The organism is Methylobacter tundripaludum (assembly GCF_002934365.1).
Taxonomy (GTDB): domain Bacteria; phylum Pseudomonadota; class Gammaproteobacteria; order Methylococcales; family Methylomonadaceae; genus Methylobacter_A; species Methylobacter_A tundripaludum_A.
In genome coordinates this window covers 13859-30692 of the sequence record NZ_PTIY01000024.1, presented here as the reverse complement: position 1 = coordinate 30692, position 16834 = coordinate 13859, and the positions used below count along the sequence as shown (strand labels likewise).

11 protein-coding genes are annotated in these 16834 nt (G+C 51.4%); 8 read left to right on the top strand and 3 right to left on the bottom strand.

The features are described from left to right. The coding region (locus B0F88_RS17985; RefSeq protein ID WP_258076725.1) for a flagellin at positions 1–396 on the top strand (396 nt) is incomplete at its 5' end. 509 nt (positions 397–905) lie between these two features. On the opposite strand, the gene B0F88_RS17980 is transcribed toward B0F88_RS17985, so the two are convergent. Next, positions 906–1349 (bottom strand): host attachment protein, encoded by a 444-nt coding sequence (locus B0F88_RS17980; protein WP_104425329.1) that lies wholly within the window; start codon positions 1347–1349, stop codon positions 906–908. A 254-nt stretch (positions 1350–1603) separates the two neighbouring features. Between B0F88_RS17980 and dnaE the strand changes: the two genes are divergently transcribed. Next, positions 1604–5089 (top strand): DNA polymerase III subunit alpha, encoded by a 3486-nt coding sequence (gene dnaE / locus B0F88_RS17975; RefSeq protein WP_104425328.1) that lies wholly within the window; start codon positions 1604–1606, stop codon positions 5087–5089. 62 nt (positions 5090–5151) lie between these two features. Here dnaE and B0F88_RS17970 read toward each other — a convergent pair whose 3' ends face one another. Continuing rightward, entirely contained in the window at positions 5152–7578 is a 2427-nt protein-coding gene (locus tag B0F88_RS17970) for an Rne/Rng family ribonuclease (protein ID WP_104425327.1), read from the bottom strand. A gap of 496 nt (positions 7579–8074) precedes the next feature. Here B0F88_RS17970 and rluC point away from each other — a divergent pair, with 496 nt between their 5' ends. The 6 genes from rluC to B0F88_RS17940 all read left to right on the top strand — a co-directional run bounded on the left by rluC (position 8075) and on the right by B0F88_RS17940 (position 13308). Next, entirely contained in the window at positions 8075–9034 is a 960-nt protein-coding gene (gene rluC / locus B0F88_RS17965) for a 23S rRNA pseudouridine(955/2504/2580) synthase RluC (RefSeq protein ID WP_104425326.1), read from the top strand. Further along, complete coding sequence (locus B0F88_RS17960) at positions 9018–9671, top strand: HAD family hydrolase (protein ID WP_104425325.1); 654 nt, start codon at positions 9018–9020, stop codon at positions 9669–9671. The genes rluC and B0F88_RS17960 overlap by 17 nt, the downstream gene beginning before the upstream one ends. 6 nt (positions 9672–9677) lie before the next feature. Continuing rightward, positions 9678–10643: a S49 family peptidase gene (locus tag B0F88_RS17955; protein WP_104425324.1), complete on the top strand. Its 966-nt coding sequence runs from the start codon at positions 9678–9680 to the stop codon at positions 10641–10643. Positions 10644–10994: 351 nt separating this feature from the next. Further along, positions 10995–11249 (top strand): PepSY domain-containing protein, encoded by a 255-nt coding sequence (locus B0F88_RS17950; RefSeq protein WP_104425323.1) that lies wholly within the window; start codon positions 10995–10997, stop codon positions 11247–11249. Positions 11250–11268: 19 nt separating this feature from the next. Beyond that, positions 11269–11946: a response regulator transcription factor gene (locus B0F88_RS17945; protein ID WP_104425322.1), complete on the top strand. Its 678-nt coding sequence runs from the start codon at positions 11269–11271 to the stop codon at positions 11944–11946. An 18-nt stretch (positions 11947–11964) separates the two neighbouring features. After that, complete coding sequence (locus B0F88_RS17940; RefSeq protein WP_104425321.1) at positions 11965–13308, top strand: ATP-binding protein; 1344 nt, start codon at positions 11965–11967, stop codon at positions 13306–13308. 30 nt (positions 13309–13338) lie between these two features. Here B0F88_RS17940 and B0F88_RS17935 read toward each other — a convergent pair whose 3' ends face one another. Further along, positions 13339–16782 (bottom strand): AAA family ATPase, encoded by a 3444-nt coding sequence (locus tag B0F88_RS17935; RefSeq protein WP_104425320.1) that lies wholly within the window; start codon positions 16780–16782, stop codon positions 13339–13341. Between the last annotated feature and the right edge of the window lie 52 nt (positions 16783–16834).

Here is a 16834-nt window from a genome sequence, read left to right as displayed (position 1 = left end):
CGAATCGATGGCGACGGTTCTGCCTCCGGCGGCACCGGTTTGGCTAAATTCGGCCTGGTTGCCCAAAACAACGACGACGTGGTGATTGGCGGCGGGCTGGATGTCAGCACCGCTGCGGGCGCGACCGCCGCGATCAAGGCTATCGACGCCGCGATCAACACCGTTGTCGCCAAACGCGCCGCGATGGGTGCGGTACAAAACCGTTTCACCTCGGTGATTTCAACTTTGCAGATTTCGTCCGAGAATATGACTGCATCACGCAGCCGTATTCAAGACACAGATTTCGCATCGGAAACGGCGGAATTGAGTCGTACCCAGATCCTGCAACAAGCAGGTACAGCAATGCTGGCTCAGGCAAACCAATCCAGCCAAGGCGTGATGCAGCTGTTACGTTAATCTCGAAGATAACTTGTTCATAATATTGCCGTCTGTCAGTTTCTATAACTTACAGGCGGCAATTTTTCAAAATTGAAATAATAGAAGCTCCCGTCAGAACGAATAAGCGGCAAGGCCTGCATTGAGTACGTCAAAGTTCCGAACAGATTGGCACGATCTCTCATGGCTTAAGCCGTAACATTGGCTCTTAAATGCGGGAAATGGTTTTGATTCAATATTATTTGTACACAGCAACAATCAGTGACTTAGCGATGCCTTTAAATGTGCCGTTTAAAGTCTGTAATGTAATTGTAAGTTATTGATAGTTTGTAAAATTATTGATTTGTTGAGTTTTTGTACGATTTAACAAAACACTAATAAAAACCGCAGGTAAGCGATAAATAAAACAATCAATACACAGAGTTATCCACAGATTTTGTGTGTAACTATTGGAGGAATTCCAAGTGTTGTGTTTTGTGTAGGGTAAATTTTCCCGCTTCTGCACCGGAGTGCAGGAGCGGGAATACTTATCAAAGATTGGGTAAATACTGGGGAAGGTGTTGGCGAATATCGGCGGCGCTAAGCGTGGTGATATTTTTATCAAGTTCGAACTGAACCAGTTTTTTAATTTGATCCGGCAATTGGTGGCGCAGCAAGCCAAGAAATGAGGGTTCCGAAACGATCAGTAACTGCTCAAATTTGTGTGCGTTGTGTGCATCTTCCATATATTGGGCGACGTTGCGCGCAAAATTTTCGGCTTCGTGTTTTTTCGGGTCGGTAGGTTGCTCAAATGCGTGTCCGCCTGCACCGACGCTTTTAATTTTTCCAGGCAGGTCCGAAGTTATTTCCCGGTCATGCAAACGGCCTTCCGCATGAGAAAAATCTTCGATCTCTTCTAAAGGGGAAGAAGGCGTGTCAGCGCTAAAAATGCGTGCACGAGTATTATCAGCAACGAGTATCCAGGTTAATTTCATGTTTGTTCCTTCTGTGGCAGATTTTGTTTAAGTAACGTGCTACTTGAAAAGCCGTTGAATCTGAATCCCCGGCTTTGTACTGCAAGCCACAGAGTAGAGGAATCCAGCCCTTCAGGCAATAAGTATTAATACTAGGAGGCTGTGGTGTAAAAGGGCTTTGTTAATAGTTTTGTGTTTTGAACACACGGGCTTTTGCATACGCGGTAAAATAACCCGTCCGTAACGCTTCTTTCTAACTCCAGTCCATATTTTCCATGCAGCCGGCATTTGTCCATTTAAGACTTCACACCGAATTTTCTCTGGTAGACGGGATCGTCAAAATCAAACCCTTGGTCAAGCGTCTGGCCGAGTTAAATATGCCTGCGCTTGCGGTCACCGAGCATGCCAATCTGTTTTCGCTGGTCAAATTTTATAAAGCGGCATTGGGGCAAGGCATCAAGGCGATAGCCGGTTCCGATGTGCTGATTTTCAATTCCGAAGACCCCGCGACACCCTACCGGTTGACCTTGCTGGTCAATAATCACGCAGGGTACATCACGCTGACGGAGTTGATCTCAAAAGCTTATCAGGAAGGTCAGCACCAAGGCGTGCCGATGCTCCGGCAAGAGTGGATAGAAGCCAATCATAAAGGCCTGATTGCGTTGTCCGGCGCGATGAGCGGGGAGATAGGCAAGGCGCTGTTGGCCGAAAACCTTGATGCGGCCAAGCGGCTGGCGGAGTTTTGGGGCGGCTTGTTCGAGGATAGCTTTTACCTGGAATTGCAGCGGGTCGGGAAACCCGAAGAGGAACGCTATATCGCTGCCGCCGTTGAGCTGGCCTTGGCGACCGGTCTGCCGGTGGTGGCGACCAATGATGTGCGCTTTGTTCATCAACAGGATTTTGCGGCCCATGAAGTGCGGGTCTGCATCAATCAGGGCCGGGTGCTGGACGATACGCGCCGCCCCAAGGATTACACTGACCAGCAATATCTGCGTAGCGCCGAGGAGATGCAGGCGCTGTTTGCCGATATACCCGAGGCGCTGGAAAACACCGTCGAAATCGCCAAACGCTGCAACCTGACGCTGACGCTGGGCAAAAACTTCCTGCCGGATTTTCCGGTGCCCGAAGGCATGAACCTGGGCGAGTTTATGGCCGAGGAGGCCATGAAAGGCTTGGAGGAGCGTTTGCAGCACCATCCGGCGGTGGGCAAGGGTACCGATGAGGAAAACCGGCGCGTTTATTATGAACGCCTGGATTTCGAGTTGAAAATGATTACCCAGATGGGTTTTCCCGGCTATTTCATGATCGTTGCCGATTTTATCCAGTGGGCGAAAAATAATTTTATCCCGGTCGGTCCTGGCCGGGGTTCCGGTGCGGGCTCGTTGGTGGCTTACGCGTTGAAAATTACCGACCTTGACCCTATCGAATTCGATCTGCTGTTCGAGCGGTTCTTGAATCCCGAGCGGGTTTCGATGCCTGACTTCGACGTGGATTTCTGCATGGACCGCCGGGACGAGGTGATCGATTATGTCGCCCGGAATTACGGCCGCGATCATGTCGCGCAGATCATTACCTACGGTTCGATGGCGGCGAAAGCGGTTATCCGCGACGTCGGCCGGGTGCTGGGTTTCGGCTACGGTTTTGTCGACCGGTTGGCCAAGTTGATTCCGTTTGAAATCGGCATGACGCTGACCAAAGCGCTAAGCGACAGCCCCGAACTGAAACAGCTTTACGACACCGAAGAAGAGGTCAAGGCGCTGATCGATATGGCGCTGTCGCTGGAAGGCACGTCAAGGAATGCCGGAAAGCATGCCGGCGGCGTGGTGATTTCGCCGACCAAGCTGACCGACTTTACCCCGTTGTATTGCGATCAGGACGGCAATAACCTGGTCACCCAGTTCGACAAGGACGACGTCGAAGCGGTCGGCCTGGTCAAGTTCGACTTTCTTGGGTTGCGGACGCTCACCATTATCGATTGGGCGTTGCAGGACATCAACGCCAAGCAAAAGAAGCTGGGCAAGCCGCCGGTCGATATAACGACCATTCCCCGCGATGACGCCGCGTCATACGAATTGTTAAAAAACGCCCAGACCACCGCGGTGTTCCAGCTCGAATCGCGCGGCATGAAGGAGCTGATCAAAAAGCTGAAACCCGACTGCTTCGACGACATTATCGCGCTGGTGGCGCTGTTCCGTCCGGGGCCGCTGGAATCGGGCATGGTGGACGATTACATTAACGTCAAGCACGGGGCCAAGGCGGAATACGCGCATCCGTTGCTGGAGCCGATTTTAAAGCCCACCAACGGCGTTATTTTGTACCAGGAACAGGTGATGCAGATCGCCCGTGAAATGGCGCTGTACACACTGGGCGGGGCGGATATGCTGCGCCGCGCGATGGGTAAGAAAAAACCGGAGGAAATGGCCAAGGAGCGGGATAAATTCACCGCCGGCGCGATAGAAAACCAGGTCGATGAAAAAATCGCCACTTACGTGTTCGACCTGATGGAGAAATTCGCCGGTTACGGTTTCAATAAATCGCATTCCGCCGCTTACGCATTGGTCGCCTATCAAACCGCTTGGCTGAAAGCCCATTATCAGCCCGAGTTCATGGCGGCGGTGATGTCTGCGGATATGGACAACACCGACAAGGTGGTGATCTTGATTGAAGAATGTCGGCAGATGAAGCTGGAAATTATGCCGCCTACGATCAACGTTTCAAAATACAAATTCACCGTTAACGATGCGGGCCAGATCATTTACGGCTTGGGCGCGCTGAAAGGAGTCGGCGAGGCGGCCATTGAAGAAATGCTGATCGAGCGTGAACAGAATGGGCCGTTTTCGGGCCTGTACGATTTATGCAAGCGGGTGGATTTGCGTAAATTCAACCGGAGGGTGCTGGAAGCGTTGATTCGCGCCGGGGCTTTCGACGAATTCGACGATAACCGGGCCGGGCACTTGGCGGAATTGCCGACCGTATTAAAAGTCGCCGAGCAGCACGGCAAAAATGCGCAAACCGGCCAGAACGATTTGTTCGGGCTGGCCGTCAATGCCGATGCCGCGGATGATGCCGACGCTTATTCGACTGTGGTTGAACCGTGGTCGGAAAATGAACGGCTGGCAGCTGAAAAGCTGGTTCTGGGCTTGTTTTTGACCGGGCATCCGATAACCCAGTACGAGCCTGAATTAAGGCAGTTTACCCACGGCACCATAGCCTCGCTGCTGGGCGATGTGGAGCGGTCCAGAGGCAAGATGGAGGCCCGAGCGGCCGGTTTGGTCGTCGAAGTGCGCACCCGTCAGACCAAGAGCGGAAAAACCATGGGCTTTGCGACGATTGACGACCGAACCGGCAGGCTTGAGATTGCGGCTTTTGGTGATGTTTACGAAAAATACCGGGGCATTTTTTCCCGCGACAGTCTGTTGATTGCCGAAGGGGCATTGGGTATTGACGATTATCTGGGGACGCTGCGCTTGTCGGTTGAAAAACTGTATAGCATGGAACAGGCCAGGGAGGCTTTTGCCAGAAGCATTCAGTTGGTGTGGAATGCTGCAGAGCAGGAAGATCATGGCTTTGTTACGAAGCTGATGGCAGTGCTGGAACCTTTTAAAGGCGGCGGCTGTCCTGTAGGTATTAGTTATACATCAAAGGATGTAAAAGTGAATCTGTTGTTGGGCGATGCATGGCGCGTCCATCCCACCGATGAACTGGTGGCGCGATTGAGAACGTTGTTGGGGAACGGGGCGGTAGAGGTCAGGTATCGATAGGTGGTGTGCCGGGGATCCTGTTCTTGCTGTGGCTTGAACAGGCTTCCCGGCCTACTTCGACGTTATTCCGTTTCTTGTCTTACCGCTTCAGCGGGTTTTGGCGTCGCTTCAACAACCGGTTTCGGCGCCGGAGCCGCCGGTTCAGCAACAGGCGCCGGTCTTGGCGCATCCGAATCCTGGCTGCCGCTGTTAACCTGTTTTGGGGTTTCGGCTTGATGATGCTCCGGGCGCTCGGTTCTTTCCGCTCTCGCTGCAAAGTCGTTGTCGTAAGAACGGGGAGCCGGGCGCGACTCGTCGTTGCTTTCGCTGGGCGCGTCATAGTTAGCATTTGAATCGCCGTCCGTTTCAGGCTTTTTGTAGTTGGGATTGCGCGGACGTCTGCGGTTCGGCCCCCTTCTGGCATTGCCTTTCTTGGGATGTTCTCCGGCAACTGCCGCTGGGGCGGCAAGTTCCGGCACAGACGAAATAACTTCACTGACATCAGCCGCTTCGCTTTTAACCTGTTCTGATTTAGCTACAGGCAGGTTAGCCGGGTCGAGATTGCGTCTTACGTTTCTTCCTTGGCCGCGCGGAGGACGGTTTTGACGAGGCGACTCCTGAGCTTGTTCCGGTTTTTGCGCCGGTCCTTGCTCAGTCGGTTGAACTTGCTCTCTTGGACCGCGTCCTTGCCCGCGGCCGCGGCTGCGTCCCCTACCTTTTTCCTGGACTTGTCTGTTGTCTCGCTCCCTGCTTCTGCTCGGTTGACTCTCGTCAGCCGGTTTGGCTTTTTCAGTGATGGGTGTCGCCGTTTCCTTGGCTTTAGGCGCGGCGCTGGAACCTACAAGCTTATGCCAGAAGCGTTGTATCAGGCTGGCCGATTCATTTTTGCTTTGCACGGGCGCAGGAGAGTCATGCAGGAATTCCTTGACCGCCGCTTTTGTCGCGCTCGGTTTTACTTGCTGGGCAAACTCAGGGATGGTGATGTCTTCGGCTTTTATCTGCAAGTAGCTGGCCTTGCTGTCGCCGGCCTCTTTTTCCTTGATGCGCTCAATGTCATAAGCCGGTGTTTCCAAGTGCTTGCTGGGCAGGATCACAATGCCGACTTTCAGACGGTTTTCAATTTGCTCGATGGCGCTGCGTTTCTCATTTAACAGGAACGTCGCGCACTCAATCGGCAAGTGGGCAATGACTTTTTCCGTGCCTTTTTTCATCGCTTCTTCTTCAAGAATGCGCAGTACGGAAAGCGCGACCGATTCTACGTTGCGGATCGTACCCTGGCCTTTGCAGCGAGGGCACGGCAGTTGCGTGGAGTCGCCGAGCGACGGACGCATCCGCTGCCTGGACATTTCCAGCAGGCCGAAACGCGAGATGCGGCTGGTCTGGATGCGGGCGCGGTCGATTTTAAGGGCGTCGCGCAGGTGATTTTCGACGGCTTTCTGGTTCTTGTTGGACATCATGTCGATGAAGTCGATCACAAACAGGCCGCCCAAATCGCGCAGTCTCAATTGGCGGGCGATTTCATCGGCCGCTTCCAGGTTGGTGTTCAGCGCCGTTTCTTCGATGTCGCTGCCTTTGGTGGCGCGTGCGGAGTTGATGTCGATCGAGGTCAGCGCTTCGGTGTGATCGATGACGATCGAGCCGCCCGACGGCAGTGAAACTTCGCGGCCATAAGCCACTTCGATTTGGGATTCGATCTGGTAACGGTTAAACAGGGGGACTGCGTCCTGGTACAGCTTCGCCTTGGGCAAAAAGTGCGGCATGACTTGCTTTAGGAAGTTTTGCACCAGTTTGAAAGAGTCTTCATTATCTATCAGGATTTCATCGATATTGCCGCGCAAATGGTCGCGCAAGGCCCTGATGATAACGTTGCTTTCCTGAAAAACCAGGAACGGCGCTGTCTGTTCGCCTGCCGAGCGTTCTATGGCTTCCCAGAGTTGCAGCAAGTAGTTTAAGTCCCATTGCAGTTCCTCTGCATTTTTGCCGCATCCGGCTGTCCTAACAATGAGTCCCATGCTTTCAGGGATCTCAAGCGCCGCCATCACTTCGCGCAGGTCGCTACGGGTGTCGCCTTCTATGCGCCGCGAAATGCCGCCCGCTTTCGGGTTGTTGGGCATCAGCACCAGATAGGTGCCGGCCAGGCTGATATAGGTGGTTAAAGCTGCGCCTTTATTGCCGCGTTCTTCTTTTTCAATCTGAACAACGATTTCCTGGCCTTCTTTAATCAGGTCTTTTATGGCTGGACGACGGCCGTCGTTTTCGACGCCATCTTGTGTTTGACGGTAGAGCGGAGAAATTTCTTTGAAAGGTAAAAATCCGTGTTTTTCAGCGCCGTAGTTTACAAAAGCGGCTTCTAAACTGGGTTCTACATGGGTTACTATCCCTTTGTAAATGTTGGATTTTTTTTGTTCTTTCGAAGGTACTTCTATGTCAAAATCATACAGTTTTTGACCGTCTACCAAAGCGACTCGCAGTTCTTCCGGCTGCGTAGCGTTGATAAGCATTCTTTTCATTCAATATTCCTTGTTGTGTCCTGCTCCATGGTCAGATTTTACTGATCAGACTGGTTTGGGTCATCGTGTTTGTGTAGGGGTACTAAAGCCACTTCTACATATCTTAGTTTTTACGGTCTTTTTTCCGTTTCTGCGTGTTGTAGTTAGTACCCCCGGTCACCACATAGGTGAAAACCGAGGGTAGTTGCACGGACAGAGTCTAAGCAAATAAATATTCTTTTTTCAGTCTTGGTTGTAAATTCCGTCTTAAACAGGAGTTATAGATCGTTCGTCTAGGGTCGAACGATGAACCCGAAAATCTTACAATGATGAGCCAGCGGGAGTAGTTAATCGCTGTTTTAATCATCATTGAGTAGCGCTCTAAGGCGGTGTTGTTAGCCAAATCGCAGAGCAATAGTATGTTTTTTATATAAAAAACTCGCTTAATATAGCAATGTTATTGCCATACATCAATTTAAAGAATCAATCATAACCAGATGCTGGTATTATTTGCATTATGAATAGTGAAGATAAAAGCGTAATCCCCAAAGTTCAATTGGTCGAAATTACCGAAGAAAACAGCGATCAACGATTGGATAATTTTCTAATTGCCCGTTTGAAGGGGGTGCCTAAAAGCCGCATTTACCGGATCGTTCGTAAAGGTGAAGTGAGAGTCAATAAAGGCCGCGTCGATGTTAAATACCGTTTGGTTGCAGGCGATATAGTCAGAATTCCGCCGGTCAGAGTGGCCGAGCGTAGCGAAGAATCGTATGTTCCGCAGGGTTTGCAAGCTGCGTTGCAGCAAGGTATTTTGTTTGAGGATGATGGTTTCCTGATTGTCAACAAACCCTCGGGTTACGCCGTACACGGCGGCAGCGGCGTCAGTTCGGGCATTATCGAAGGGCTGCGCCTGATAAGACCCGAAGCGCATTTTTTAGAGCTGGTGCATCGGCTCGATAAAGATACCTCGGGCTGCTTGATCATCGCCAAAAAACGTAGCGTATTAAAGAAGTTACATGAGCTGTTTCGTGACGATCACATCCATAAAACCTATCTGGCTTTGTTGGCCGGGCAATGGGCCCGGAAAAAACAGGTGGTTGATGCGCCCTTGTTAAAAAATGTCAGTCAAGGCGGAGAACGCATGGTGGTGATCAGCAAAGCCGGTAAAGAGGCCGAGACGCTGTTTCGGCGCTTGAAATTATTTACCGACTCGACGCTGGTCGAGGCTTCGCCAAAAACCGGACGCACTCATCAAATACGTGTTCATGCCGCGAGTCTCGGGCATCCGATTGTCGGCGACGAGCGTTACGGGCGCGATGACATCAACCGCAAGTTTAAAGACCGGGGCTACAAGCGCATGTTCCTGCACGCGGAAAAATTAAAGTTTCAACATCCTGTTACCGGGGAGCCGTTAACCATTTTGGCGCCTTTGCCACAGCAATTGGAAGATTTGTTAAAACATGAAGAACAAGTTTGATTTAATCATATTCGATTGGGACGGCACCCTGATCGACTCGATAGACTGGATCGTCCACTGCCTGCAAACCGCGGGAAAACAGTGCGGCTGCGATATTCCCGAACCTCAGGCCGCAAAAGACGTGATCGGCCTGAGTATCAGAAAGGCCTGCGCCAAGCTGTTTCCCGGAGCCGATGATGAAACGCTGACGCAATTGACGGACTGTTACCAGCAAACCTATTTGTCCAGACAGCTAAGCCGCGAAGATTTATTTCCCGGCGTTTACGAAATGCTGGTCGAACTGAAACAGGCCGGTTATCAACTGGCCGTTGCTACCGGCAAAACCCGGACCGGATTGCAGGAAGCGTTGCAGGCGACAGATACGGAAGATTTGTTCTGCATCACCCGTTGTTCCGACGAAGCCGCTTCTAAGCCCGATCCGCTGATGTTGCATCAGATTATGCAACATGCCAACGCGGCGAATGAACGGAGTTTAATGGTCGGCGATTCCACTCATGACTTGCAAATGGCGATGAACGCCCAAATATCGTCGATAGCGGTATCGTGCGGAGCGCACCCGCAAGACATACTGCAACAATACAGTCCGCTGATATGCTTGCAGCAGCCGGCGGAATTGCTGAATATTATTAGAGGTTAACAAGGCATGGACAATCAGAACAAATCCGAAGTGATTCGCGAATCAGGCTGGGAGCGCGAAGTTATTGAAAAACTGGCTCTGGCCGCCGTCACCGAGCAGACAAGAGCGAGGCGTTGGGGCGTTTTTTTTAAGAGCTTGATGTTTGTGTACCTGATCGCCGTGTTCGGCGTAGCGATGTATCCAAAGCTCAGTGGCGATATTGGCGCCGACAGTAAGGGGCATACCGCCGTCGTCGATGTAGTCGGCATGATCGCCGAAGGCAAAGACGCCAATGCGGACAGCATTATCGAAAGCTTAAGAAATGCGGTCAAAGACGAGCACACCAAAGGCATTATCCTGCATGCGAATTCGCCGGGCGGCAGCCCCGTGCAATCCTCTTATGTGTACGAGGAAATCAGGAAAATTAAAAAAGAACATCCCGATTTGCCGATTTATGCAGTGGTCAGCGATATTTGCGCCTCAGGTTGTTATTTTATCGTATCGGCCAGCGACAAGATTTTTGTGAACCCTTCCAGTCTGGTCGGCTCCATAGGCGTACTGATGGACGGCTTCGGCTTTGTCGACGGCATGCAAAAACTGGGCGTGGAGCGGCGTTTGTTCACGGCCGGCGCGCATAAAGCCATGCTCGATCCTTTTTCACCGTCTAAAGAAGACGAAACAAAGTATATACAAGGCCTGTTAAACCAGGTTCACCAGCAGTTTATCGATGCGGTTAAAGCCGGTCGCGGCGACAGGCTTAAAGAAAATCCCGACATGTTTTCAGGGCTGGTCTGGACCGGCGAAGAAGGCGTTAAGCTCGGCATAGTCGATGGCGTCGGCACTCAGGACAGTGTCGCCAAGGAACTGATCGGCGCGGAAAAACGGGTGGACTTCAGCCAGCAGGAGCACTTGCTCGATAAAATCGCAGGCAAGCTGGGCGCATCTTTCGGACAAGCAGTCGGCAGTATGGTTCAGGGATTATCGCTACGTTAAAAGTTCAGTGCCGATTCAGGCGGAGGGCTTAAAATGATTTTCGCCCGATAATGGAACACGGATGGCTTAGACAGAACGGATTTTTAAAAGCCGGAACCAGGTTTGTTGGGGACTTTTAATCAGTGATTATCCGTTTAGGATCGTGCATAAATTAATTTAGGCAATGACCATGAAGAGCATGAAGGACATGAAGACTTAAACCTTTCATGCCGCTTCATGTCCTTCATGGTTAAAAAATGAAAAATAAAACTTGCTCAAGTTGTTTTATGCACGTTCCTTAACCCGCGTCATCCGTGTTCTATTTTGTAGTTACGTTGAACAAACTTTGTGGCCAGATAACTTGGATCGCCCATGAGAAATTTGATTAAAGTCATTGCAGTCATCTGGTTGTTTTCCAACAACTGTTTTGCAGAAAGAACTCTGTTGGCAACCATCAGTTTGGATGAGGCGACCAAACAAATAATCGAGGGCACCTACAACAAGGTGTTGGGCGCGCAAACAGAAATAATCGACGGCAAGGAAGTCCATATCATTAAAGTCCTGACGCCTGACGGACGCATCCAATATTACAAGATCGATGCGGAAACCGGGCAATTAGTCAGTTAACCTCGGCAGACGAAAAAACATGCGTATCCTAGTTGTTGAAGATGAAGTCAAACTCTGCGAACAGATCCAGCAGTTCTTCGCCGATAAAGGTTTTGCCGTCGATACCGCGAATACCGGCAGCGACGGCTATTACATGGGTAAGGAATATCCGATCGATGCGGCCGTTATCGACATCGGCCTGCCCGACTTTTCCGGCATCGAACTGATCAAACGCTTGCGTAAAGACAAGGTGACGGTACCCATCCTGATTTTGACCGCCCGTAGCCGTTGGCAGGAAAAAGTGGAAGGTCTGGAGGCGGGGGCCGACGATTATCTGGTCAAGCCTTTCCATTATGAAGAGCTGCAGGCGCGGATTAACGCGTTGATCAGGCGGTCGGTCGGGCAGGCGCATCCGATCTTAACGCATGACAATATCGAACTGGATACGGTGGCCCAGGAAGTCACCGTATCCGGCGTTAAACAGGAATTAACCGCTTACGAATACAAGGTGCTGGAGTACCTGATGTTCCGCAAGGGCGAAGTCGTTTCAAAATCCGTTTTGACCGCGCATATATATGATGAAGACTTTGACCGTGACAGCAATGTCCTCGAGGTTTTTATCGGCCGATTGCGGAAAAAACTCGATCCCGACGGTACGCGCAAACCCATTGAAACCTTGCGTGGGCGGGGTTACCTGATTTCCGCCAAGCAGGGTTAATTCGACTCCCAAATTTCAATGCAAATTAAATCACTAAGCTTACGCTTGCTGGTTTCGGCAGGCCTTGTGCTTGCCGCTTTCTTCGCGCTGGCTTCGGTGGTGCTTGAACAGGGCTTTCGCGAAAGCGCCGAACAGGCGCTGATGGAAAAATTGCAGGTTCATGTCTATTCGCTGCTGTCGGCCGCGGAACTTAAAAACAACGGCGACTTATACATGCCGATGAGCTTGCCGGAGCCCAGGTTTGCAACGCCGGGTTCCGGCCTTTACGGCTTTATACAGCTGGCCAAAAAGAATCCGGTATGGCGCTCGCCATCGGCCATCGGGCTCAATGTGACGCCGCCGCCGGAATTAAGTCCAGGCACCATGCAGTTTTTATTGACCGAGCAGGGGCGTTACGCGCTGCATTATGATGTCATCTGGAAAAATGTAGTGGGTATCGAGCGCGAATACATCTTTACCGTGACTGAAGACGCCCAGTTTGTCGTCAATCAGGTGGAGCGGTTCAGGAAAACCTTAAGAATCTGGCTGCTGGCTTTAGGCCTGGTTTTGATATTTATTCAACTGGTCTTATTGCGCTGGGGCTTAAAGCCGTTGCGGATTATCGTAAAAGACCTGGAGGCGATAGAAAAGGGGCGCAAAACCCATCTGGACGGGGACTATGCAACGGAACTGGAAGGCCTTGCCGGCAATCTTAACGCCTTCATCAACAGCGAGCGTGCGCATCTGGAACGGTACCGCAACGCCCTGGCGGATTTGGCGCACAGCCTGAAAACGCCGCTGTCGATATTGCGCGGCTGCACCGAGTCGTTCAACGACAACAAGGAGTCGGTAAGAGAACAGATCTTGCGCATGGACGAAATTGTCGAGTACCAATTACAGCGGGCGGCGGCCAAAGGCGAGCATAAAACCGCAGGATCCGTCGATTTATCGGGGATTATTAAAAAGATAAGCGCGTCGCTGGCTAAAGTTTATATCGATAAAAACATAAAGTTCGATATAACAGTGCCGGAACAAGTCCCGGTTTATTATGAAGAAGGCGACCTGTATGAAATCGCCGGAAACCTGATGGATAATGCCGGCAAGTGGTGCCGGAGCACTGTCAAAGTCAGCATTTCCGTGAATCAGCGCAAAGGCAGGCGGGATTTTGCGGTGTTGTTGGAGGTTGAAGACGACGGGCCGGGAATCCCGGTCGAAAAATTGGCCGAGATTTTAAAAAGAGGCGTCCGCGCCGACGAAAACATCCACGGACACGGTATCGGCATGGCCGTCGTTTATGAATTGGTCGGGCTGCTGGGCGGGGCGCTGGAAGGCAAAAAAAGCGAAGCGCTGGGCGGTATGAAGTGGAGTGTTTATTTGCCGTGAGGACTTGGTTCTGCTGAGCGCAAAGCCAAGCTACGACGCCTGCTTCAACATGCCCATGCCGTTAGGCTTTTTGACCACTTGCAGCTGGGCTTTAAAGCGTTTTTGGACGCCTTCGACATGGGAAATAACGCCGACGGTTTTGCCGTGGGTATGCAAGCCTTCCAAGGTGCTGATGACCGTGTAAAGCGTGTCCGCATCCAGGTTGCCGAAGCCTTCATCGAGGAATAACGAATCCACGGATTTGCCGTTATTGGCCAATTCCGAAAGCCCCAGCGCCAGCGCCAAGCTCACGACAAAACTTTCGCCGCCGGATAAGGTCTTGGGCAGCCGGTGTACATTGCCCTGGTAAGTGTCTTCAACCTCCAACGCCAGACCCTGCTCACTGGGCGTTTGCCGCAGATAATAACGGCCGCTGATTTTTTCCAGCACCGCATTGGTTTGGGACAGTAACCGGTCGGCCACCCGTTTTTGCACCCGGCGACGGAAAGCCATGCCGCTTTCTTCGGCTATCTGAGCCGCTTCGGCGTTGCATAGCCGGGTAATTTCCTGTTGATCCTGTAATTGGGCCAGGATGGCGTCGGCCTTTTGTTGGTATTGTTTTTGCTCTTTCAGCAGCTGTTCCAGGCGCTGTACTTCGAGCTCGGTTATCGCCAATTTCTCGGTAACGCTCTTTAGTTGGATATCCAGTTGTTCAGAGCTTATGCCGGTTACAATGGACGTATTTTCAGCTTCCAGCTCAAGCAGGCTCTGTTCCAGTTCTATCGTTTTGGCGTCGATTTCCTGTTCCAGCTCGGCCAGATGCCGCTCCAGTTCCGGCTGGTGTTGCAGCAGCTCCAGCGTTTCAGTCAGCTGATGCAGGTCGGCAAATTGCGTTCCCAGTAACTTGCCTTGCAACGCCTGTTTCAGTACGGCGAGCTCGGCTTCCAGCTCGGCAATCAGCTGTTCCTTGCCGACAATCAGTTTTTGCTTTTCAATCAAGGCTAAATGCAGGCCGACGATTTCTTCGGCTTGTAATTGACGGTTGAAGCGCTCAAGCTTTTCGTTGCATGCGGCTATTTCAACGCGGCAATGATCGGCTTTTGCCTTCAATCCTTCCAGTTCCTCGGCTAAGTTTTTTTGACGGAAAGCATAACTTTGATACTCCTGCCGGCGCGCATTCAGCCGGTCAAACAATGCATCTTCCTTGCCTTTGGAGGGCATTTTTTCGCCCAATAAGGTTAATTGCGCAAGCACCTTGTCGGCCAGTTGTTGTTCTTCCTGTTGGCCGGCGGCCAATGCGGCTTCGTAATTGATTTCGTCCTGGGGACGTTCCCGCCATTCGGCGTCCAGTTGCCGGGTATTGAGCTGCAAGCGTTCAATCGTGGCTTCGCCCTTTTCGATCAGGGCTTTTAGTTGATCGATGCCGACCTGTTTTTTCCGATAGCCGGCGACTACGCCGGTAATGGTCTTTAATTCGCTTACTTGTTCTGTGAGCAGGCGTCTGTGCAAGCGCAATTTGCTGATGCTGAGGTCTTCGCTTGCCGTGTATAGCCGGTTGCTCAAGGTTTGCCATTGGGAACGGATCTTAAGCAGCTGCGTCTGGTTGGCCTGATTTTTCTCCGCCAGTTTTTGCGCGGTTTTAATCTGCTGAGCCAGTTTGCCGCCGGCCACTCTTAAGGCTTTTAGTTTCACCTTTTGATCCGCCAAGGCCTGTTGGGAATTGGCCTCTCTCGGCGGATGTTTTGCGTAGGGATGTTCCAGCGCGCCGCATAGAAAGCAGGGCTCGCCATCGTCAAGATACTGCCGGTCTGAAGCCATTTTTTTCAGCAAGGTTTCGCGGAAAACCGCTGTTTCCAGCGTGAGCCTGATATTGTCTTCCCGGCTGATTTCCCGTTTTAATTCGTCAAGTTTGGCTTCCAGTTCTTCAATGTCATGATTCGGTTGCTCTTTACGGCCAAAGATGCCGAAAAAACTAAAACCGCTTTGGCTTAGCTTTTGGTTCGCCCTGGCCAGATTGTAGAGTTCCCGAAAATCCTTGACCCGCTCCCGCTGTTCCTGCAAAAGTTCTTCAAGTTCGGCCAGATTTCTTCCCCGGGCCAACTCGTTCAGTTCCTTTTCCGCCAGGGGTAACTTGCGCGTTAATTCGGCGATCCTTTTGTTTTCCTGGGCAATGGCGGATTGGCTGTTTTTCAGCGATGACGTGGTGTTTTTCGACCACTTGGCGAATGCTTTTTGCTTTTCTTTTAACTCGGCCAGTTCGGCGCGGAGATTTTTTAGCCGTGCTGTTTCGGGAAAGCTTGTCAGCAGCGATTCGTCCGCAGCATGTTCTTCCAGCCATTTTGACACGTTAGCAAGAACGGAGGTTCTGTCGTCAATCTGTAGATTTAAAGATTGCCACAAGTCGGATTCCGACTGCTGCTGCGCAGTCAGCAGACTTATCTGGGTTCTGAGGTTGGTTAGCGTTTGCCCCTGCTCCGTAACCGATTTAGCGGACAAACCGGCCGGTGCGGTTGTGTCTTTGCCGAGGTAATCTTGTATCTGCTTAAGTTCGCTTTGAAGGGCGGCTAGTGCTGTTTTATCCTGATGAATTTCATGATGCTTTTCCTTGATCGCCAGCACGTCGTCCGAAAAAAGCAGCGCATCCTGCGCCGACGCCAGCCTGTCCAGTTTTTGCTGTTCGGTCGCCGCCAGCGCTTTGGTTTGTTCCAGATTTTTTTCCTGGCCGGCAATCCGGCCTTGCAAGTCCAGCGCATTTTGCAGCGAGGCTTGCTGTTGTTTCAGGCTGCTTTGTTGTTCCCGCAGCTCGGCCCTCTGGTCAATAAAGTCGATCAAGTCATGTTCGCCGGCTTCCAGTGTTTCCGGTTCCATGATCGGTATGATCGATAAATCCTGTTTTAAATTATCCAGGCGTTGTTGCGCATCGGCGGCCTTGGCAATGACTTCATTTTTATAGTCGGAATAAATGTCGGTGCTGATGATTTTTTCCAGAATATCCATGCGCTCGGTGTCCAGCGCATTGAGAAACGCGGCAAAATCGCCCTGCGCCAACATGATCGAGCGGGTGAAGTTGCGGAAGTTCATCCCGGTAATTTCGGTAATCCGTGCGCATACCTGCTGGACTGTGGAGGCCAACACTTCGTTGTCGCTTAAACGGGTTAATTTCATGTCAGGCGGCGCCAGCTCGCCGTCAGGATTTGCATCGGCCCGTTGCACATGCCAGCTGGACCGGTATTTCACCTTATCCAAAGTAAATTCAACTTCGGCGTAGCACTCAGCCGTGTGTTGGGTCATCACATGTTTGGCCGGTCGGTCAAAGCGGAAAGTTTCGCCATACAAGCCCAGCGTGATGGCGTCCAAAATACTGGACTTTCCCGATCCGTTAGGGCCGGTAATCGCAAAAACCCCGGTATCCGAAAAAGGCGACTGTTCAAAATCGATCCGGCTCTCGCCTTCCAATGAGTTGATATTTTTAAAATGAATATTAAGTATTTTCATTGGCTGACGGCTTTGCTTTGCAGCGGCTTGGCGATTAAATAATTCATTATAA

What these genes read in the sequence shown, in the direction of transcription:
- B0F88_RS17980 (WP_104425329.1), bottom strand. Translation starts at nt 1,349, where the DNA reads ATGAAATTAACCTGGATACTCGTTGCTGATAATACTCGTGCACGCATT.
- dnaE (WP_104425328.1), top strand. Translation starts at nt 1,604, where the DNA reads ATGCAGCCGGCATTTGTCCATTTAAGACTTCACACCGAATTTTCTCTG.
- B0F88_RS17970 (WP_104425327.1), bottom strand. Translation starts at nt 7,578, where the DNA reads ATGAAAAGAATGCTTATCAACGCTACGCAGCCGGAAGAACTGCGAGTC.
- rluC (WP_104425326.1), top strand. Translation starts at nt 8,075, where the DNA reads ATGAATAGTGAAGATAAAAGCGTAATCCCCAAAGTTCAATTGGTCGAA.
- B0F88_RS17960 (WP_104425325.1), top strand. Translation starts at nt 9,018, where the DNA reads ATGAAGAACAAGTTTGATTTAATCATATTCGATTGGGACGGCACCCTG.
- B0F88_RS17955 (WP_104425324.1), top strand. Translation starts at nt 9,678, where the DNA reads ATGGACAATCAGAACAAATCCGAAGTGATTCGCGAATCAGGCTGGGAG.
- B0F88_RS17950 (WP_104425323.1), top strand. Translation starts at nt 10,995, where the DNA reads ATGAGAAATTTGATTAAAGTCATTGCAGTCATCTGGTTGTTTTCCAAC.
- B0F88_RS17945 (WP_104425322.1), top strand. Translation starts at nt 11,269, where the DNA reads ATGCGTATCCTAGTTGTTGAAGATGAAGTCAAACTCTGCGAACAGATC.
- B0F88_RS17940 (WP_104425321.1), top strand. Translation starts at nt 11,965, where the DNA reads ATGCAAATTAAATCACTAAGCTTACGCTTGCTGGTTTCGGCAGGCCTT.
- B0F88_RS17935 (WP_104425320.1), bottom strand. Translation starts at nt 16,782, where the DNA reads ATGAAAATACTTAATATTCATTTTAAAAATATCAACTCATTGGAAGGC.